Origin of the sequence: Micromonospora sp. AMSO31t (assembly GCF_008868175.1) — a bacterium.
In the GTDB taxonomy this organism is placed as follows: domain Bacteria; phylum Actinomycetota; class Actinomycetes; order Mycobacteriales; family Micromonosporaceae; genus Micromonospora.
Map to the genome: position 1 here is coordinate 17763 of NZ_WBKT01000059.1, position 13837 is coordinate 31599.

Here is a 13837-nt window from a genome sequence, read left to right on the forward strand (position 1 = left end):
CGGGTGGCCACCGGCCACCCGGAGGACCGCGCAGCCGGTTAGGAGCGGGCGACGATCTCGGCCATCGACGGCGGGACCAGCGAGGTGGTGGCGACGGCGTGCGGGAAACGGCGGGCGAGCCGCCACCCGAGCGTGATCGACAGCGCGTCGGAGGCCACGATGAGGTCCGCGGGATCGCCCTGGAGGTCGATCTCGGGAAGCCGCCGGTCGAACAGCCGGGCCAGCACCAGCGGCCGGAAGTTCTGGTAGACCTTCATGAAGACCCGCTTGTGGAAGGCCTTGCTCACCCGCTGCTGCCCCCGGCTGAGGCCCTCGATCGGGCGGGCCACCGCGCCCTCGCCGGAGAGCCGGCCCAGCCCACTCAGCACCCGTCGCGGCCCGCTGGTCACGACGAGGCGCTCCGCACGCATCACCGGATGCCGCTGCTCCGCCGGGCCGAGCGCGAAGAAACGCAGGTCCGGGCGGTCGGCCAGCTCCGTCCAGTTCTTGTCGGTGAGCACCACCACGTCGACGCGGGCGCCCTCGTCGAGCAGGCGCTCGGCCAGCGCCACGACCTTCTCGTGCGGCTTCCGGTTGAACGCCAGCAGCAGGACCCTCGGCTTCCGGACCGTACCCGGCTCCACGGCCGGCGCCCCGTGTTCCTCGACGAACGTCACGATCCGATCCTCCCCGCGGCGATCTTCTGCCTGACCATGCTCCGCAGCCGGGCCTCCAGCGGCGCGGTCACCGCCTCGCGGGTGAACGTCGCGGCGTGGGCGCGCGCCTGGGCCCGTTGCTCGGGTGACATGTCCCGCGCGGCCTTGCCGGCGGCGATCATCGCCTCGGCGATGTCGTTGACGTCCAGACTTTCCGGGTTGAACCAGAGGGGATAGCCGGCAAGGACGTCCTGCGCGGCGATGCCGGGGGCGTGCACGGAGACGATGGGATGGCCGCTGGCCATGTACTCGAAGATCTTGCCGGACGTCACGTAGCGGGCGCCGCCCGCGAGGAAGACCAGGACGTCGCTCTCCTGGTAGACCCTGCCCACCTCGGTCTTCGAGACCGGACCGCGGTAGTGGATACCGGTGTCCGGCAGCGAGTGGCCGCCCTCGCCCTGGGTCAGCCCGAGCCGGTCGATCAGCTCGCCCTTGCTCTGCTTGAAGTAGCCCAGGTGCCCGTGGATGTTGAGTTCCGCGTCGGCCAGGTCGGGATGGCGCCGGGCCAGCTGGAACGCGTCGGCGAGCTGCTCCACCGGCTGGGTGGCGTTCATCGTGCCCAGGAAGGTGAAGCGCAGGGGGCGGGTGCGATCGGCGGTGGTCGCCGGCTCCGCCTCCTCCAACTGGGTGAGCAGATCCGGATCCCAGCCGTTCGGCACCACCATCATCCGGTCGGCGGAGTCCGGGTAGCGCTCGGCGTACCAGGCGCGCAGCGGCTGGTTGACGAAGACCGACGCGGCGGCGTCGCGCAGGATGCGCCGCTCCCACTTCCAGGCGGGGTGGCCCGGCTCGTAGCCCGGCTCCTCGGTGAACATGTTCAGCGTCCAGGCGTCCCGGTAGTCGACGACGAACGGCACACCGGTCGCCTTGTGGATCAGCCAGGCGGCGGCGAACGAGGCGAACGGGTTGCCGGTCGCCAGCACCACGTCGAACCGTCGCCGGGCGTGCATGCGCAGGGCCTTGCGCACCGAGGCGACCGCCCAGGACAGGTAGTGCTCGGGGAAGAACTTCTTCAACCCGAAGTTGTAGAGGTTGCGGGCCAGGATCGGCGACAACCCACGAAACCGCCCGTACGCCCGCAGGTCCCGCTCCCAGGCGAAGTGACTGATGCGGGGACGCTCCACCCGGATGGCCGGATCGACCGTCTCGGCCAGCTGCTCGTCCACCGAGCCGATCACCCTGTGCAGGAAGCTCAGCGGCGACGCGAAGGCGGTCACCTCCCACCCGTTCGCCGCGAGGTAGTTCGCGGTGGCACGGGCCCGGTACACGCCGCTGGCACGCGACGGCGGGAAGTAGAACGACAGGTAGAGAATGCGAGGTCGGCGCGGCGTCCGCGACCGGTTCATTGGTTGTCCCCCTGGACGAAGTCCGGATCTGGCCGGTATTGACCTTCGGGCGTGAGACCAGCGTAGTCGTAGCTGAAGCACACTCTCGGAATCGCCGGGGCGGCAGAACCGCCGATCAGGCGCGCCGCGTACGGCATGGCGACCGGATCAGTGACGACAAGCACATCCGCCCGCGGCTGCGCGCCGACCCGAGCGATCAACTTCGCCCGGGTGTCGCCTCGCAGCCGGAGGAACGCCCGGTGGGCACGGTCGGCGAACCGCGTCTGGTAGGCACGCTCGGCCCGCTTCGAGACGCCACGCAGCGGGCCTCGCCCGACCGTTCGCAGGATCTTGCGGGGCGCCTTGAACAGCACCGCCTGCTCGATCCGCTGCGCCGGCATGCGCCGCTGCAGGGCGGCCAGCTCGACGACCCGGACACCGGCCGCGAAGGTCTCGCGGCTCCAGGGCGCCATCCGGTCGACCACCACGGTGGCCGTGCCGCCGTCGGCGACGACCTGGGCGGACTCCGCCACTACCGCGCGCCGTCGGACGGCGCCGACCGACAGGAAAAGGACGTGCATGTCACTCCATCAGCTCCGGCTCCCGACGTCAGGCCGACGGAGCGGCCTCGTCGGAGAACCACAGGCGGTGGTGCGTGTCGGCGACCGCGGCGTATCCGTAGCGGGCGGACAGCACCTTGCGGACGAGCGCCGGGTCCAAGCCGGCCGGGAAGCGGGACCTCAGCTGCTGGTAGCCGGCGACGATCGTGTCCGGGTCGTCCGTCACGTCGATCATCACGCCGGCGGCTTCCTCGATGCCGGCGAGGGTCCGCTCGGGACCGCCGCAGCGGGTGACCAGGACGGGAAGGCCCGCCGCGATCCCTTCGAGCACCGCCACGCCGAAGGTCTCCTTGCGGCTCGGGTGCACCAGCAGGTCGTGCTCGCGCATCAGACGCAGCGCCTCGTGGGGTGGGACCGCACCGGTGAAGGTGACCGCGTCCGCCACACCCAGCTCCGCCGCCCGCGCGGTCAGGCTCGCCAGCAGCGTGCCCTCCCCGACCAGGGTGAGAGTCAGGGAGGGATCCTGCGACCGGCACCGGGCGAACGCCTCGAGCAGCAGCGGCACGCCCTTCAGCTCGGAGAGCGCGCCGACGAAGAGCCAGCGCCGAAGCTCGGTGATCGGCTCGGGCCGGGACTGGTCGAAGGAGATCGGGTTGGAGATCGCGCCGATCCGCTCCGCGTGGTGCGGGAACGCCTCGACCAGCGGGCGCCGCACCCCGTCGCCGACGGCGAGGAAACCGGCGCACCGGTGCAGCACCTCGTCGTACATCTCCCGGCCGCGTGGGGTTTCGAGCACCTTGTCCAGGAAGCTCGCGTGCTCGGTGACGAAGACCCTGGTGTCGGGTCCGGCGTTGCGGACGGCCGCCCAACCGCTGGGCAGGCCGACGTGGGCGTGCACGACGGGCGCCTCGATCGGTCGGCCGCCGAGCGCGGCGCGGAGCGCCTCGTCGTGCCGTTCGGCGATCTCGGCGTGGCCCAGGCCACGCGGCACGGGCACCGGAAGGAAGACCAGGTCGGCGCCGCCGACGGTCGGTGTGCGGTGCAGCGAGCGGGCGAGGAGCGCGTGGTGGGCCTCACGGACCCGGCGCTCGGCCGCGGCGTCGAGCGCGGCGACCCACGCGTCGCAGTGGTAGACCGTCATCCGGTCGCACCCGGGTGCGGTGGCATCGACCATCGCCTGCACGAACGACCCCCGGAAGGGGAGTTCCCGGGTCGGAAACCACGGCGTGATGACGACGACGTCCCGCTCAGAAGTTGCCGGCACCCGAACCTTCCTCGTCGTACGTCCAGACGACGCCACGTTAACATGCACGCTGTCGATCGTGCTCAGTCGGCCCGCGCGGGTCGACGGGTTCCGCACAGCCCCCGGGAGAACGTCCCATGCTCCGAGAAGACCTGTCCTGATGGGCAACAAGCTGGTGGACAGCGCCTTCCGCCGGGTCACGGCTCCCCGGGTGGTCCGGCACCGCGCGGCGGCGCGCCTGATCCGCGGGCTGGCCTCCGCGCCGCTGTTGCCGATCAGGGCGCGGGGGGCGCTGGCCCGCCGGCTGCGCTCCGGGATGACCCGGGCCGGGTGGCCGGCGGGCGAGTCCCGCGCGGCCCTGGTGGCGGTGGCCGGCGCGGTGGATCCGGCCACCCGTGCCGACCTGCTCATCCAGGAGGCCACCGACGAGCTGGCCGAGGGCCGGACGCCCGCGCACCTCCGGGAGGCCGTCGAGGCCGAGCTGGTCGCGGCCGACGAGGCGTACGCGCGGGGCGACGGGACCGCCGCCGCCCGGCGGCTGCACCGTGCCCTGCGCACCCAGTCGCACCGGGTCCTGCACTTCGATCAGCTCACGTCGCCCCTGGTCGACGACCCCGCCGGCTACCTCGGGCCGCTGCGCCGCAGCGCCGTGGGCCGCGCCCTGCTGGCGCCCCGCGGCCGGGCGGTGCCGGCGGCCCCACCGCCCACCGACCGGCCGCTGCGGCTGTTGGTGCTGGTCAACGGCAGCGCCCACTTCCTGCACGAGATCCGCGAGCGGTACGCGCGACACCCCGGGGTGGAGCTGCGCTACCTGCACCTGGCCGACGACCCGGTGGCCGGGCCGCTGGTGCGCCAGAACGCCCGGATCGTGGCCGAGGCGCTGCTCGGCGGCACGGACTACGGCACGCAGGTGGAGCGGTGGCTCCGGCCGCACCTCGACTGGGCGGACACGGTGTTCGTCGACTGGGCCGTCGGCACCGCGGCGATGGTAACCCTGGTCGACCCCGGCGACACCCGCGTCGTCGTCCGGTTGCACAGCTACGAGGCGTTCGGCCAGTGGCCCCATGTGATCGACTTCAGCCGGGTGGACGACGTCGTCTTTGTCTCCACGCATCTGCGTGACTTCGCCGCCACGGTGGCGCTCGGGCTCACGGGCCCGGACGCTCCCCGGTCGCACGTGCTCACCAACGCGCTGCACCTGCGGCCGTACCGGCAACCCAAGGACGCCGCGGCCCGCTTCACCCTGGGCCTCGTGGGGGTCGGCGTCGTGGCCAAGGACCCGCGCTGGGCGATCGAGGTGCTGCGCCGGCTGCGCGCCGAGGACGAGCGCTACCGCCTGTTCCTCGTCGGCAAGGGGCTCGACACCGGCCTCAGCAGGGCGGCCCGCCACTACTCGGAGGCGCTGGAGGCGGACCTGGTCGAGCTGGAGCAGGTCGGGGCGGTGCGGCGCATCGGTCACACCGACGACGTGCCGAAGGTGCTGACCGAGATCGGCGTCGTGCTCAGCAGCTCCGTCCGCGAGAGCTTCCATTGTGCGGTGGTGGAGGGTGCCGCCAGCGGGGCGGTGCCCGTGGTCCGTGACTGGCCCTTCTTCGCCGGGCAGGCACACGGCGCGCGGACCGTCTTCCCGGCCGACTGGGTGGTCGCCACCCCGGCCGAGGCGGCCGCCCGCATCCGTGCCACGACCGCGGACGAGGAGGTCTGGCGGGCCACCGGCGCGGCGGCGTCGGACCACGCGCTGGCCACCTGGGACTGGTCGGTCAACGCGCCGCACTTCGACGCGATGCTGGGCGTCGCGCAGGACTGACCGGCCGACGGCGACCGGGCCGGATCGGACGATCCGGCCCGGTCGGGCGGGTCAGGCCACCGCGTTCTCGGTGGAACGGGCGGTGTCGGCCAGGCCGGTCGGGCTGACCATGATGGTCTTGCCGTCGGAGGCCGACTCGAGCAGGCCGGCGGCGACCTGCACGGTCCGCAGGCCCTGCCGCAGGGTGACGATGTCGCTCTGCTTGCCCTCGACGGCGTCGCGGAAGCGCTCGTGCTCCACCAGCAGCGGCTCCCGCTTCGGGATCGCGTAGCGCACCATGTCGCCCTCGGCCACGCCGCGGAACGCGCGCAGCGCCTCCCACTCGGTGTCGATGGCGGCGTTGGCGTAGAAGGTCAGGTCGGCGGTGAGCGTGTCGGCGACGAAGCAGCCCTTGTCGCCGGTGACCACGGTGGACCGCTCCTTGAGCGGGCTCAGCCAGTTGACCAGGTGGTTGACCATCGTGCCGTCGGAGAGCTGGCCGACCACGGCGACCATGTCCTCGTGCAGGCGGCCGCTGCGGGAGACCGTGCGGGCCGACACCGAGGTGTATTCCCGGCCGGTGACCCAGGCGGTCAGGTCGATGTCGTGGGTGGCCAGGTCCATCACCACGCCGACGTCGGCGATGCGGTGCGGGAACGGGCCCTGGCGCCGGGTGACGACCTGGAAGACCTCGCCCAGCTCGCCGGCCTCCAGCCGGGTCCGCAGGCTCTGCAGGGCCGGGTTGTAGCGCTCGATGTGGCCGACGCCGGCGACCAGGCCGGCGGACTCGAACGCCTCCACCAGCCTGGTGGCGGCGTCGACGGACTGGGCCAGCGGCTTCTCGATCAGCGCGCAGACACCGTTGGCGGCCAACTCCAGGCCGATCTGCTCGTGCAGGGCGGTCGGGCAGGCGACGACCGCGTAGTCGACACCCATGGCGAGCAGGTCACCCAGCGTGGGGACCACCGGCGCGCGGAGCGTGCCGGTCACGTCGCCGGCCGGGTCGACCACGGCGACCAGCTCGACGCCGTCGAGGTTGGACAGCACCCGGGCGTGGTTGCGCCCCATCGCGCCCAGGCCGATCAGGCCGGCGCGCAGCTTGCGGGCCCCACTCATCGGGCACCCCCGGCGAGGTTCGCGCCCTCGGCGATCCGCTCCAGGTCGGCCGGGCTCAGCGACGGGTGCACCGGCAGCGAGACGACCTCGGCGGCGGCGCGCTCGGTCTCCGGCAGGTCCCACGGGCCCGGCTTGCCCTCGGCGTCGAGGTAGGGCTTGAGGCGGTGGATCGGGGTCGGGTAGTAGACCGCGTTGCCGATGCCCAGCTCGGTGAGGCGGGCCATGGCCGCGTCCCGGTTGCCCTGCACCCGCACGGTGTACTGGTGGTAGACGTGCTTGGCGGCGTCCGCCACGGGCGGGGTGACCATCCCGGTGATCTTCGAGTCGAGGAACTTGGCGTTGGCCCGGCGCTGCTCGGTCCACTCGGCGAGCTGGGTGAGCTGCACCCGGCCGATCGCGGCCGCCACGTCGGTCATCCGCATGTTGGCGCCGACGATCTCGTTGGCGTACCGCTGCTCCATGCCCTGGTTGCGCAGCAGCCGCAGCGTGCGGGCCAGCTCGGCGTCGGCGGTGGTGACCATGCCGCCCTCCAGGGCGTGCATGTTCTTCGTCGGGTAGAAGCTGAAGCAGCCGGCGGTGCCGAAGGCGCCGACCGGGGTGCCGTGCAGGGTGGCCCCGTGGGCCTGGGCGGCGTCCTCCACGACGGCGAGGCCGTGCCGCTCCGCGATGGCCATGATCTGGTCCATGGCCGCCGGGTGACCGTAGAGGTGCACCGGCATGATGGCGACGGTGCGCGGCGTGACGGCGGCGGCGACGGCCTCCGGGTCGACGCAGAAGCTGCCGGCCTCGATGTCCACGAAGACCGGCTCGGCGCCGACCAGCCGGACCGCGTTCGCGCTGGCGGCGAAGGAGAACGAGGGCACGATGACCTCGTCACCCGGGCCGAGGCCGAGCGCCATCAGGGTGAGCTGGAGCGCGGAGGTGCCGGAGTTGACGGCCACGCAGTGCCGGCCGGCGACCAGGTCGCCGAACTCCTCCTCGAACGCCGCGACCTCGGGGCCCTGCACGACCCGGCCGCTCCGCAGCACCCGGACAGCCGCCTCGATCTCGGCCTCACCGATGATCGGTCGTGCTGGGGGAATGAACTCTGGATGCGGCCCGACCATGGGGCTTCCTCCTGTCGACACGTTGCTCTTGTGGTGGACGTTTCGGGGGGATGGTAGCGGTTTGCAGCGAAAACGACCCGGTCGCGGCCATTGTCCGACCAGTTTTGTCCTGCTGTTCATGATCGACGGGCGGGACGCCGGCGACGGGACCGGGGTCAGACTTCCACCTCGCCGCGGACAGGCCCCACGCATGCTACCCGGAGGGCCGCGACGATCGCGGAGGCCAGCCGGGGCACCTCCCCGGTCTCCAGCGGCGCGCGCGAGATGGCCATGCGCCAGTAGACCGGGCCGACGATGAGGTCCACGGCGGCCCGCCGGTCGGTGTCCGCGGAGAGCTCACCCCGCTCGACCGCCCGGCCGATCAGGATCCGGCCCACGGCCTGCTGGTACTCGTCCAGCGCCGCCTGGAGCTTCTCGCCGATCTGCGGATTGCGGGCCGCCTCGGCCAGCAGGTCCGGGATGATCTGCGAGGCCAGCCGGTGCCGCAGCGCCCGGGACAACACGTGGAGCAGGATCTCCAGGTCGCCGAGCAGGCTGCCGGTGTCCAGCAGCGGCAGGTTGCGGCCCGCCGCCGCCGAGACCATGTCGAGCACGAGATCGAGTTTCGAGCGCCAGCGGCGGTAGATCGCGGTCTTGCTGACCCCGGCCCGACGGGCGACCGCCTCGATGGAGAGGCGGCCGTAGCCGACCTCGGCCAACTCCTGCATCACGGCGGCGCGGATGGCACTGGTGATCTCCCCGCGCAGCACCGCCGCGCCGGCCGGGGCACGCCTCTTCTCGGTCGTCACGTGGGACAATGTAGCGCAACGACGGTACGGTTGCGTCCCGACGTGTTTTGGACTACCTTTCCGGCAGCAGCGAGGCACCCTCCCCGCCCGGCCGCGCTAGATTTTCACGCCGCGACACACATCTGCCTGCTCCCCATCGGCACGAAAGATCGGAGCGCCTGACCATGGCCAACACCGCGGTGGCCGACCCCGAATCCGGGCTGACCCGGGCCCAGCTCGCCCAGCGGTACGGGCTGCGGGTCGCCGGGGAACGCCCGCGCCTGGTCGAGTACGCCCGCCGGCTGTGGGCGTACCGACACTTCATGACCGCGTACTCGCGGGCGAAGGTCGCCTCGTCGTTCAGCAACACACAGCTCGGCCAGCTCTGGCAGGTGCTGACCCCGCTCACCAACGCGGCGGTCTACTACCTGATCTTCGGCGTGATCGTCTCGCAGAACAAGAACATGTCGAACTTCATCGCCTACCTGTGCACGGGCGTGTTCGTCTTCATGTTCACCCAGACCGCGGTCTCGAACGGCACCAGCGCGATCACCAGCAACCTGGGCCTCATCCGGGCCCTGCAGTTCCCCCGCGCCGCCCTGCCGGTCACCGTCACGCTGGTCCAGCTCCAGCAGCTGCTCATGTCCATGGTCGTGCTGGCCGCCATCGTCCTGCTGACGGGTGAACCGATCACCCCGCGCTGGCTGCTCCTCGTGCCCATGCTGCTGCTCCAGACGATCTTCAACCTGGGGCTGACCATGGTGATGGCCCGGCTCGGCTCGAAGATCACGGACCTGAAGCAGGTCATGCCGTTCATCATGCGGACCTGGCTGTACGCCTCCGGCGTGCTCTACCCGGTGGCGCTGTTCCGGCAGCACCTGCCGCACTGGGCCGCCACCCTGCTGGAGGCCAACCCGCCGCTGGTCTTCATCGAGCTGGCCCGGTACGCGCTGCTCGACTCCCACCAGGCGCAGCTGGTCAGTCCCCCGACGCAGCTCTGGCTGCTCGGGGTGGCCTGGGCGGTCGTCATGGGCATCGGTGGGTTCGTCTACTTCTGGCGCGGAGAAGAGGAGTACGGCCGTGGCTGACCAGACCCGACCGGAGGGCGGCACCTCCGTGGTGGACTCCGGGCGCATCCCCACCGTCGTGGTGGACGACGTGCACGTGATCTACCGGATCCACAAGGGCGCCACGGGCGGCAGCAGCCCGGTCTCGGCGCTCAAGCGGATCGTGTCCCGGACCAACGCGCCGAACATCCGCGAGGTGCACGCGGTCAAGGGCGTGAGCTTCACCGCGTACGAGGGTGAGGCGATCGGCCTGATCGGCAGCAACGGCTCCGGCAAGTCGACGCTGCTGCGGGCCGTCGCCGGCCTGCTCCCGCCGGCCCGGGGCGCGGTCTACACCCAGGGCCAGCCGTCGCTGCTCGGCGTGAACGCGGCCCTGCTCAACGACCTCTCCGGCGAACGCAACGTGGTGCTCGGGTGCCTGGCCATGGGCATGACGCCCGAGGAGGTCAAGCGGCTGGCGCCGGAGATCATCGAGTTCTCCGGGATCAACGAGCGCGGCGACTTCGCCTCGCTGCCGATGCGCACCTACTCCTCGGGCATGGGCGCGCGGCTGCGCTTCGCCATCTCCTCGGCGAAGAAGCACGACGTGCTGCTCATCGACGAGGCGCTGGCCACCGGTGACCGCAAGTTCCGGGCCCGCAGCGAGCAGCGGGTTCGGGAGCTGCGCGACAGCGCCGGCACCGTCTTCCTGGTCAGCCACTCCATCGGCTCGATCCGGGACACCTGCGAGCGGACCATCTGGCTGGAGAGCGGCGTCCTGAAGATGGACGGCCCCACCGACGAGGTGTGCGACGCCTACGAGAACCAGAAGTAGCCGTCCGGGGCGCACCGGTTCCGGGCTCGCCCGGGTCGGTGCGCTCCGTCGTACGCGTTAAGGTTTCCCTCGGCGACGACCAAAATTCACCACCCGGTCACCGAACCACAAACCCCCCGCAGAAGTGAGGAACGGCAATGACGCAGGACCGCACCCCCGCACCGGACGCCGCGCCGGCGAGCCCGGCTCCCTGGCGCCCCTCGCGGACGGTGGCCGTGATCCTCGCCGGGGGGACCGGGACGCGCCTCGGGCTGGGCATCCCGAAGCAGCTGCTGAAGATCGCCGGCAAGCCGATCATCGAGCACACCCTGGCCGTGTTCGAGGCGGCGCCGGAGATCGACGAGATCATCGTGCTGATGGCGGCCGGCCACGTGCCCGACGCCGAGCGCATCGTCGCCAACGCGGGCTTCCGCAAGGTCAGCAAGGTGATCGAGGGCGGTGACACCCGCAACGACACCACCCGGATCGCCCTGGACGCCGTCGGCGAGGGCGACGTCAACATCCTCTTCCACGACGCGGTGCGCCCGCTGGTCAGCGCCCGGATCGTGCGGGAGTGCGTGAACGCGCTCTGGACGTACGCGGCGGTGGACGTGGCCATCCCGTCCGCCGACACGATCATCCAGGTCGACCAGGACGAGTGCATCACCGACATCCCGGTCCGGGCCACCCTGCGCCGCGGCCAGACCCCGCAGGCGTTCCGCTCCGGGACCATCCGCGAGGCGTACCGGCGGGCCGAGGGCGACCCGGACTTCGCCGCCACCGACGACTGCGGTGTGGTGCTGCGCTACCTGCCCGGCACGCCGATCAAGGTGATCGACGGCTCGGACGAGAACATCAAGGTCACCCACCCGGTCGACGTGCACCTGGCGGACAAGCTCTTCCAGCTCGCCGCCGCGCAGGTGCCGAAGGTGAGCGACCACCGCGGCTACACCGAGGAGCTGACCGGCCGGACCATCGTGGTCTTCGGCGGCAGCTACGGCATCGGCCACGACCTCACCGAGCTGGCCCGCCGCTACGGCGCCCAGGTCTTCCCGTTCAGCCGCTCCACCACCGGCACCCACGTCGAGCGGGCCGAGGACGTCTCCGCCGCGCTGAAGACCGCCTTCGAGGCGACCGGCCGGATCGACCACGTGGTGGTCACCGCCGGGATCCTGGAGAAGGGCGCCCTGGCGGAGATGGACGAGGAGACGATGGACCGCCTCCTGCACGTCAACTTCGTCGGCCCGGTCACCATCGCCCGGCAGTCGCTGCCCTACTTGCAGCAGACCAAGGGCCAGCTGCTCCTCTACACCTCCAGCTCCTACACCCGGGGCCGGGCGCGCTACGCGCTCTACTCGGCCACCAAGGCCGCGCTGGTCAACCTGACCCAGGCGCTCGCCGACGAGTGGGCCGAGTTCGGCGTACGGGTCAACTGCGTCAACCCGGAGCGCACCGCCACCCCGATGCGCACGAAGGCGTTCGGTGAGGAGCCGGAGCACACCCTGCTCTCCGCCGAGGCGGTCGCCCAGGCCTCCCTGGACGTGCTCATCTCCGAGCTGACCGGTCAGGTCATCGACGTCCGCCGGGCGCCCGGCGAGCCGGTCGCCGCGGTGCCCGCCCAGCCGGGCGCGCACCAGTCGTCGACGCTGCCCACCGGCATCGACGCCTGAGCCGCGGGACAGGACGAGCCAGATGCGTGGTGACCTGGTCCGCAAGCTGCTCGCCCGGGTGCTGACCACCGGGCTGGCGGTGCTGGCCTTCCTCGTCGTGGCGCTCACCGGGGCGACCGGCTGGGGCCTGACGGTCGCGGTCGCCGCGCTCGCCGCCGCCGCGTGGGAGCGCCGGGTCCGGCCGACCGCCGACGGCCTCGCCGAGTCGGTGCTGGTCGCCGCCGGCATCCTGGTCGGCTACGCCCGCCGGCTCGACGCCGGCTTCGACCCGGCGCTGGCGGCCACCGCGCTGGTCCTGCTCGGCCTGGTGCTGCTGGTCGGGCCGCTGCGCGACGCCGGCGCGCTGGAGATCCGGGCGGCGAACCTGCCGGTCCGGTCCTGGACGCCGCTGATCGCCGCCCGGCTCGGCGACGCGCTGCTGGTGCTGCTCGCCCTCGTGGCGCTCGCCGCCGGCCTGGCCCTGCCCGCCTGGGTGGCCCTGGTGGCCGCGCTGCTGGTCGCGGCGGGCTGCGGCGCGGTCGGCCTCGACCTGGCCCGGCGTCGGTTCCGGCCGCCGGCCGGCGGCGGCCCGGTGGGCCGGGCGCTGCGCCGGCACCAGCCCGAGTTCCTGCTCTACTTCTCCGCCCCGCCCGGCTCCGAGTACCAGGTCACCATGTGGCTGCCCTACCTGGAGCGGATCGGCCGGCCGTTCCTGGTGCTGCTGCGCGAGCCCGAGTTCCTGCCGGCCGTGGCCGCGGCCACCAGCGCGCCGGTCGTCTTCTGCCCCACGCTCAAGACCATGGACGAGGCGCTGGTGCCGAGCCTGCGCGCGGCCTTCTACGTCAACCACGGCGCGAAGAACAGCCACTGCATCCGCTTCTCGCAGCTCACCCACGTGCAGCTGCACCACGGCGACAGCGACAAGGCGCCCAGCGCCAACCCGGTCTCGGCGATCTTCGACAAGATTTTCGTGGCCGGGCCGGCGGCCGTCGAACGGTACGCCCGGGCCGGCGTGGAGATCCCCGCCGAGAAGTTCGTCGTGGTCGGCCGCCCCCAGGTGGAGGCCATCGAGGTACGCCGGGAGCCGGTCACCGGCCTCGCCCACCCGACCGTGCTCTACACCCCCACCTGGACCGGGCACCACGCCGACGCCGACTACTGCTCGCTGCCGGTGGCCGAGACGCTGATCCGCCGGCTGCTCGACCGGGGGGCGACGGTGATCCTGCGGGCCCACCCGTACACCACCCAGAACCCGGCCTCGGCGCGGCAGCTGGGCCGCCTCACCGAGCTGCTCGCCGCCGACCGGGCCAGGACCGGGCGGGCCCACCTGTGGGGGGCGGCGGCCGGCCGCGAGCTGACCCTGACCGAGTGCGTCAACCGGGCCGACGCACTGGTGTCGGACGTCTCCGGCGTGATCTCGGACTGGCTCTACTCGGGCAAGCCCTACGCGGTCACCGACATGGGCGTCGACGGGGAGCACTTCGTCGAGCGGTTCCCGCTGGCCGGCTCCGGCTACGTGCTGCGCCGGGACATGTCCAACGTGGACGACGTGCTGACGGGGTTGCTGGACACCGACCCGAAGGCCGCGGCGCGCTGGGCCACCCGGGCCCGCTACCTGGGCGACTTCCCGGCCGAGTCGTATGCCGAGGTGTTCCTCGACGCCGCCCGCCGGCAGCTCGCGCCGGCCGGGAGCGCACCCGCCCCGCGGCGGGGCGGGTGCGCTCCGGGCC

General features: G+C 72.4%; 12 protein-coding genes. 5 read left to right on the top strand and 7 right to left on the bottom strand.

Annotation, left to right across the window (positions count from 1 at the left end; all coding sequences use genetic code 11):
• Positions 1 to 38: 38 nt before the first annotated feature.
• The 4 genes from F8274_RS15525 to F8274_RS15540 are packed head-to-tail and all read right to left on the bottom strand — an operon-like array spanning position 39 to position 3844.
• A complete protein-coding gene (locus F8274_RS15525; protein WP_151463104.1) occupies positions 39 to 656 on the bottom strand; it encodes a hypothetical protein in 618 nt (205 codons plus the stop codon).
• A complete protein-coding gene (locus F8274_RS15530) occupies positions 653 to 2041 on the bottom strand; it encodes a glycosyltransferase (protein ID WP_151463105.1) in 1389 nt (462 codons plus the stop codon). The genes F8274_RS15525 and F8274_RS15530 overlap by 4 nt, the downstream gene beginning before the upstream one ends.
• The gene (locus tag F8274_RS15535; RefSeq protein ID WP_151463106.1) at positions 2038 to 2601 is read right to left on the bottom strand and encodes a hypothetical protein; all 564 of its coding nucleotides are present in this window, start codon (positions 2599 to 2601) and stop codon (positions 2038 to 2040) included. The genes F8274_RS15530 and F8274_RS15535 overlap by 4 nt, the downstream gene beginning before the upstream one ends.
• 28 nt (positions 2602 to 2629) lie before the next feature.
• Positions 2630 to 3844 (bottom strand): glycosyltransferase, encoded by a 1215-nt coding sequence (locus F8274_RS15540; RefSeq protein WP_225853813.1) that lies wholly within the window; start codon positions 3842 to 3844, stop codon positions 2630 to 2632.
• A gap of 139 nt (positions 3845 to 3983) precedes the next feature.
• Between F8274_RS15540 and F8274_RS15545 the strand changes: the two genes are divergently transcribed.
• Complete coding sequence (locus tag F8274_RS15545; RefSeq protein ID WP_151463107.1) at positions 3984 to 5630, top strand: glycosyltransferase; 1647 nt, start codon at positions 3984 to 3986, stop codon at positions 5628 to 5630.
• Between the two features lie 51 nt (positions 5631 to 5681).
• On the opposite strand, the gene F8274_RS15550 is transcribed toward F8274_RS15545, so the two are convergent.
• The 3 genes from F8274_RS15550 to F8274_RS15560 form a co-directional block, all read right to left on the bottom strand.
• Positions 5682 to 6725 (bottom strand): Gfo/Idh/MocA family protein, encoded by a 1044-nt coding sequence (locus F8274_RS15550; RefSeq protein WP_151463108.1) that lies wholly within the window; start codon positions 6723 to 6725, stop codon positions 5682 to 5684.
• Positions 6722 to 7831, bottom strand: a complete 1110-nt coding sequence (locus F8274_RS15555) for a DegT/DnrJ/EryC1/StrS aminotransferase family protein (protein WP_151463109.1) — start codon at positions 7829 to 7831, stop codon at positions 6722 to 6724. Before F8274_RS15555 ends, F8274_RS15550 begins: the two co-directional genes overlap by 4 nt.
• Before the next feature lie 155 nt (positions 7832 to 7986).
• On the bottom strand, positions 7987 to 8619 hold the full coding sequence (locus tag F8274_RS15560) for a TetR/AcrR family transcriptional regulator (RefSeq protein WP_151463110.1): 633 nt from the start codon (positions 8617 to 8619) through the stop codon (positions 7987 to 7989).
• Between the two features lie 164 nt (positions 8620 to 8783).
• Between F8274_RS15560 and F8274_RS15565 the strand changes: the two genes are divergently transcribed.
• The 4 genes from F8274_RS15565 to F8274_RS15580 all read left to right on the top strand — a co-directional run.
• Positions 8784 to 9686, top strand: coding sequence for an ABC transporter permease (locus F8274_RS15565; RefSeq protein ID WP_151463111.1), 903 nt, complete (start codon positions 8784 to 8786; stop codon positions 9684 to 9686).
• Positions 9679 to 10479, top strand: a complete 801-nt coding sequence (locus F8274_RS15570; protein ID WP_151463112.1) for an ABC transporter ATP-binding protein — start codon at positions 9679 to 9681, stop codon at positions 10477 to 10479. Before F8274_RS15565 ends, F8274_RS15570 begins: the two co-directional genes overlap by 8 nt.
• A gap of 137 nt (positions 10480 to 10616) precedes the next feature.
• The gene (locus F8274_RS15575) at positions 10617 to 12128 is read left to right on the top strand and encodes a bifunctional cytidylyltransferase/SDR family oxidoreductase (RefSeq protein WP_151463113.1); all 1512 of its coding nucleotides are present in this window, start codon (positions 10617 to 10619) and stop codon (positions 12126 to 12128) included.
• A 22-nt stretch (positions 12129 to 12150) separates the two neighbouring features.
• Positions 12151 to 13837, top strand: a 1687-nt coding sequence (locus F8274_RS15580) for a CDP-glycerol glycerophosphotransferase family protein (RefSeq protein ID WP_151463114.1), incomplete at its 3' end; no start/stop codon positions are given.